This window comes from Rhodococcus sp. NPDC060084 (assembly GCF_042730335.1).
GTDB lineage: Bacteria > Actinomycetota > Actinomycetes > Mycobacteriales > Mycobacteriaceae > Rhodococcus.
Window position 1 is genome coordinate 1 of record NZ_JBHWWX010000076.1, and the last position, 5,329, is coordinate 5,329.

Consider the following 5,329-nt stretch of genomic DNA (forward strand, 5'->3'; position numbering starts at 1 on the left):
CGACCGTCTCAGCACGGTCGCGGCCACCGTCGCACAGGAAGTGAGCACCAACCCATGAAACTCGCAGTCATCCCCGGTGACGGAATCGGTGTCGAGGTCACAGCAGAGGCGCTGAAGGTGTTGCGCGCCTTGGTCCCGGACCTCGAGACCACCGAATACGACCTCGGCGCAAAGCGATACAACGCCACCGGTGAACTGCTGCCGGACGCGGATCTCGAGGCGATCCGTGAACACGACGCAATCCTGCTCGGCGCCATCGGGGATCCGTCGGTCAAGCCCGGCGTGCTCGAGCGTGGCCTGTTGCTCAACATGCGGTTCGCTCTCGACCACCACGTGAACCTGCGTCCTTCGCGGCTGCATCCGGGTTCGGTGTCGCCGCTCGCGAAGAACCCCGACATCGACTTCGTGGTCGTGCGTGAAGGCACCGAGGGCCCGTACACGGGCAACGGCGGAGCGATCCGGGTCGGCACACCGCACGAGATCGCCACCGAGGTGTCGATCAACACCTGGTTCGGCGCGGAGCGCGTCGTGCGGTACGCGTTCGCGCTGGCGCAGACCCGTCGTAAGCACCTCACGCTCATCCACAAGACCAACGTGCTGTCGAACGCGGGCGCGATCTGGACCCGCGCGATCGAGACCGTGGGCCGCGAGTACCCCGACGTCGAGACCGCCTACTGCCACATCGACGCGGCGACGATCTACATGGTCGACGATCCGTCGCGGTTCGATGTGATCGTCACCGACAATCTGTTCGGCGACATCATCACGGACCTGGCGGGTGCGGTCACCGGCGGTATCGGCTTGGCGGCCAGCGGCAACATCGACGCCTCCGGCACGAATCCGTCGATGTTCGAACCGGTACACGGCTCGGCTCCCGACATCGCGGGCAAGGGCATCGCGGACCCGACGGCGGCGATCTTGTCGACTGCGTTGCTGCTGCGTCATCTCGGGCGCGACGAGGATGCCGCCCGCGTGGAGCAGGCCGTGGAAGCGGATCTCGCGTCGCGGGGATCGGGACCGATCGTCACGACCGAGGTCGGCGACCGTATCGCCGCAGCACTCTGACGCGGTGCTGGTTCCGGTTGCCTCGGTAGCCGGAACCAGCACGCCGGTCAGCTTTTCGGAATCACCGGTGCGGCGGCTGCCGGTGCGACCGCTGCGATCGCGAATGCCGCCGGGAACCCGACCACAGCGATGAGCGCGCCGAACACCGGCCCCACCGCAGCCGCCGCGACGAATTGCCCGGTGTTCTGGACGCCGAGCGCTCGTCCTCCCCAGTACGGCCCCGCGATCTCCGCAACGGCCGTGAACGCCAGCCCGTTCGGGGCCGAGGTCAGCACCGAGGCGACGAGCAGGACGACGACCGCTGCCACCGACCCGGACAGGGATGTCGCGGCCAGTGCGACCATCGCCAGGACCACCGATACGGCGACGAGTCGCATCGGACCCAGTCTGCTGCCCACCCGGTCGGACCAGCTCCCGGCGGCGACACGGCCGAGAGCGGCAAGGATCTGGGCCACCGTGATCAGCAGACCGGCACCGGTTTCGTCCCATGCTCGATCGGTGATCAGCCACACGAGTGAATAGGTCCACACGACGTACTGCGGCACCACCAGCAGGATCGAAGCCGCGTGGATGCGCGCGAGAGTCCACGAACTCCGGTACGGATTCGCGAGCATTCCCGTGCGTTGCGCCTCCGCCCGGTCGGGCCGGGGCGGGTCCAGGATCCCGAGCACGCATGCGAGTGCCGCGATCCCGCAGGCGAGCGCCGGAAAGGCCAGTGCCCAGGCGACGCCGTGGTGCGCGGCGACCGGGGGAATGACGAGTGCTCCCGCTGCGACGCCGAGCGGCACCGACATCTGACGAATTCCCATCGCCAGTCCGCGTTGGCGGGGCGCGAACCACCCGACGACGACGCGTCCGCTCGCGGCGTTCGCGCTGACGGCGCCGGCGCCGGCGAGCACGAGCAGTATGCCCAGCGCGGGAATCGAGGTGGTGAGCGTAGCTGCGGCCGTTGCCGCCGATGCGAGTCCGAGTCCGGCCGTCAACGCGAACCGCTCGCCGAATCGATCCGAGATCGCGCCCCACATGACGAGAGTGAAGACGCCGCCGAACAGCGGTGCGCCCGCAAGGGTTCCGGCCTGCGCGAGCGAGAGGCCCGCCTCGGTATGGAGCGAGGGGATGAGGAACGCCACTCCGTTGACGATCGTGGCTTGCGCCGCCTGTGCCAGCACGCCGACGGCCAGGATGAGCCAGCGCCGTGCCCCGATTTCTCCCGCGTCCATCGTTTCCCACTATCTAGGATAATCATCCCGTATCTTGAAATTGTGGGCTCACTTTATACGGCCGCCGACGCCGCGTCGATCGGAGGTGGCGACCGCCCCGTTAGACTTCCCGCATGCGCCTTGGTCGAATTGCCAGTCCGGACGGTGTCGCTTTCGTCAGCATCGAGGGGGAGGGGGATTCCGCGACCGCGAAGGAGATCGCCGAGCATCCCTTCGGTACACCCACCTTCACCGGGCGTAGCTGGCCGCTCGCCGATGTCCGGTTGCTCGCTCCCATCCTCGCCAGCAAGGTGATTGCCGTCGGCCGCAATTACGCTGCGCACGCCGCGGAATCGGGGAACGAGGTACCCGAGGAGCCGGTGATCTTCCTCAAGCCGAACACCTCGATCGTCGGGCCGGGTGCCCCGATCGTCATTCCTCGCAATGCTTCTGTCGTGCACCACGAGGCCGAGCTGGCCGTCGTGATCGGCAGGCCGTGCAAGGACGTACCGGCGGCGAAGGCGCGTGAGGCGATCCTCGGATACACCGTCGCGAACGACGTCTCGGCCCGCGACCACCAGGCGGCCGACGGACAGTGGACGCGAGCCAAGGGGCACGACACGTTCTGCCCGCTGGGGCCGTGGATCGAGACCGACCTCGACCCCTCGGATCTCGAGATCACGGCGGAGGTCGACGGGCAGCAGCGTCAGCGGAGCCGGACTTCTCTGATGGTCCACGACATTCCGAAGCTCATCGAATGGGTGTCGGCGGTCATGACCCTGCTTCCGGGCGACGTCATTCTCACCGGCACCCCCGAGGGCGTCGGACCGATCGTCCCGGGCGACACCGTTTCCGTCACCGTCGAGAAGATCGGAACACTGACCAATCCGGTCGTCGCCAAGGGTGCCTGACCGGGCGGTCTCCGCTTCCCGGGCGGCGGTCAGGGGATAGCCTGGGAGGGTCTCCCCGTCGATCCTCAACCCTGAGCGAGTCATGACCAGCAGCGAAGTACGTGTCCGTTTCTGTCCGTCCCCGACCGGAACCCCGCACGTGGGTCTCGTGCGTACCGCCCTGTTCAACTGGGCCTTCGCGCGTCACCACGGCGGCACGTTCGTGTTCCGCATCGAAGACACCGACGCTGCCCGGGACAGCGAGGAGTCGTACCAGGCGATCCTCGACGCGTTGCGCTGGCTGGGCCTCGAATGGGACGAGGGCCCGGAGGTCGGCGGACCGTACAAGCCGTACCGCCAGTCGGAGCGTCGTGGACTCCACATCGGCGTCGTGGAGAAACTGCTCGAGGCCGGCGAGGCCTACGAGTCGTTCTCGACCGCGGAGGAAGTCGAGGAGCGCCACAAGGCGGCGGGACGCGACCCCAAGCTCGGCTACGACAATTACGATCGCGACCTGACACCCGAGCAGCGGCAGGCTTTCCTCGACGAGGGACGCAAGGCTGTCGTGCGGCTGCGGATGCCCGACGAGGACCTCACATGGCACGATCTCGTCCGCGGTGAGACGACGTTCAAGGCAGGCAGCGTTCCCGATTTCGCGCTCACCCGCGGTAACGGCATCCCGCTGTACACGCTCGTCAATCCCGTGGACGACGCGCTCATGAAGATCACCCACGTTCTGCGCGGCGAAGACCTGTTGTCGTCCACGCCTCGTCAGCTCGCCCTGTACGCCGCGCTGCAGCGCATCGGGGTAGCCGACTTCACGCCCGAGTTCGGGCACCTTCCGTTCGTCATGGGCCAGGGAAACAAGAAGCTCTCCAAGCGCGATCCCGAGTCCAACCTCTTCCTCCATCGCGACCGCGGTTTCATCCCGGAGGGATTGCTGAACTACCTCGCGCTGCTCGGCTGGGGACTGGCCGACGACCGCGACATCTTCTCTCTCGACGAGATGGTCGCGGCCTTCGATATCGGCAAGGTCAATTCGAACCCGGCGCGGTTCGACCAGAAGAAGGCCGACGCGATCAATGCCGAGCACATCCGGATGCTCGAGCCGGCGGACTTCTCGAACCGTCTGAAGTCGTTCCTCGTCGAGCACGGTCATCTCGCGGCCGACGTGGACGACACGGTGTTCAGGAAGGCCGCCGATCTCGTCCAGACGCGCATCGTGGTGCTCTCCGACGCGTGGGATCTGCTGAAGTTCCTCTTCGTCGACGAATCGGACTTCGTTCTGGACGAGGCGGCTGCCGCGAAGAACCTCAAGGAGGAGGCGGCACCGGTCCTCGACGCCGCGCTCACCGCGTTGGACGGTCTGGGCGACTGGTCCACCGAGGCGATCGAGGAGGCCCTCAAAACGGCCCTCATCGACGATCTCGGACTCAAGCCGCGCAAGGCGTTCGCGCCCGTGCGGGTGGCCGTCACGGGCTCGCACATCAGCCCGCCGCTCTACGAGTCGATGGAGTTGCTCGGACGCGAGCGCACCCTGGACCGCATGCGCGCGGCTCGGGCCGTCGTCGGCTGATCGGCGCCACCACCGATCGGCCGGCACTGACGGGCGCCCGCGTAGCTTCCGCTACGCGGGCGCTTCCGGTTCGAGGCCGATTTACCTACTTTGACCAGGCGATTTGTAGTTGTGCACGGTGATGGTGCTAATCTTTCTCTCGGTTCGGGAACGGAGGCCGGAGCGCAGTGCGCAGGCCGAAGGGACAGTCCATTGGGGTATGGTGTAATTGGCAACACAGCTGATTCTGGTTCAGCCATTCTAGGTTCGAGTCCTGGTACCCCAGCTGCGATGTGGTGGTTTGCCCGCCACGTCTCGGCCAGCTAAGCTGGCTGAGCTTCCCCCGGGAAGCGTAACGAGAAGAAGTTCTCAGGCCCCCGTCGTCTAGCGGCCTAGGACGCCGCCCTCTCACGGCGGTAGCGTGGGTTCGAATCCCATCGGGGGTACCATGAACGGCCCATCGATCTCCGGATCGGTGGGTGTTCTTCTCTGAAAGCAGGCATGCCTTCCGGGGTGTGTCGAAGGAAAGTCCAGGCCCCCGTCGTCTAGCGGCCTAGGACGCCGCCCTCTCACGGCGGTAGCGTGGGTTCGAATCCCATCGGGGGTACAGGCAGAAGACC

General features: G+C 66.7%; 4 protein-coding genes and 3 tRNA genes. 6 read left to right on the top strand and 1 reads right to left on the bottom strand.

Features of this window, described 5'->3' with window-relative positions:
• The first annotated feature begins 54 nt into the window (after positions 1–54).
• Positions 55–1,065 (top strand): 3-isopropylmalate dehydrogenase, encoded by a 1,011-nt coding sequence (locus ACFWBU_RS21065; RefSeq protein WP_169619635.1) that lies wholly within the window; start codon positions 55–57, stop codon positions 1,063–1,065.
• Positions 1,066–1,112: 47 nt separating this feature from the next.
• Here ACFWBU_RS21065 and ACFWBU_RS21070 read toward each other — a convergent pair whose 3' ends face one another.
• Positions 1,113–2,285: an MFS transporter gene (locus tag ACFWBU_RS21070; protein ID WP_169619634.1), complete on the bottom strand. Its 1,173-nt coding sequence runs from the start codon at positions 2,283–2,285 to the stop codon at positions 1,113–1,115.
• A 113-nt stretch (positions 2,286–2,398) separates the two neighbouring features.
• Between ACFWBU_RS21070 and ACFWBU_RS21075 the strand changes: the two genes are divergently transcribed.
• The 5 genes from ACFWBU_RS21075 to ACFWBU_RS21095 all read left to right on the top strand — a co-directional run bounded on the left by ACFWBU_RS21075 (position 2,399) and on the right by ACFWBU_RS21095 (position 5,316).
• Positions 2,399–3,175 carry a fumarylacetoacetate hydrolase family protein gene (locus ACFWBU_RS21075; protein WP_169619633.1) on the top strand — a complete coding sequence of 259 codons (777 nt, stop codon included), beginning with the start codon at positions 2,399–2,401 and terminating at the stop codon, positions 3,173–3,175.
• 82 nt (positions 3,176–3,257) lie between these two features.
• Entirely contained in the window at positions 3,258–4,730 is a 1,473-nt protein-coding gene (gene gltX, locus ACFWBU_RS21080) for a glutamate--tRNA ligase (protein WP_169619632.1), read from the top strand.
• A gap of 193 nt (positions 4,731–4,923) precedes the next feature.
• Positions 4,924–4,995, top strand: a tRNA-Gln gene (locus ACFWBU_RS21085).
• A gap of 87 nt (positions 4,996–5,082) precedes the next feature.
• Positions 5,083–5,158, top strand: a tRNA-Glu gene (locus ACFWBU_RS21090).
• Between the two features lie 85 nt (positions 5,159–5,243).
• A tRNA-Glu gene (locus ACFWBU_RS21095) sits at positions 5,244–5,316 on the top strand.
• Positions 5,317–5,329 lie beyond the last annotated feature (13 nt).

What these genes read in the sequence shown, in the direction of transcription:
- ACFWBU_RS21065 (WP_169619635.1), top strand. Translation starts at nt 55, where the DNA reads ATGAAACTCGCAGTCATCCCCGGTGACGGAATCGGTGTCGAGGTCACA.
- ACFWBU_RS21070 (WP_169619634.1), bottom strand. Translation starts at nt 2,285, where the DNA reads ATGGACGCGGGAGAAATCGGGGCACGGCGCTGGCTCATCCTGGCCGTC.
- ACFWBU_RS21075 (WP_169619633.1), top strand. Translation starts at nt 2,399, where the DNA reads ATGCGCCTTGGTCGAATTGCCAGTCCGGACGGTGTCGCTTTCGTCAGC.
- gltX (WP_169619632.1), top strand. Translation starts at nt 3,258, where the DNA reads ATGACCAGCAGCGAAGTACGTGTCCGTTTCTGTCCGTCCCCGACCGGA.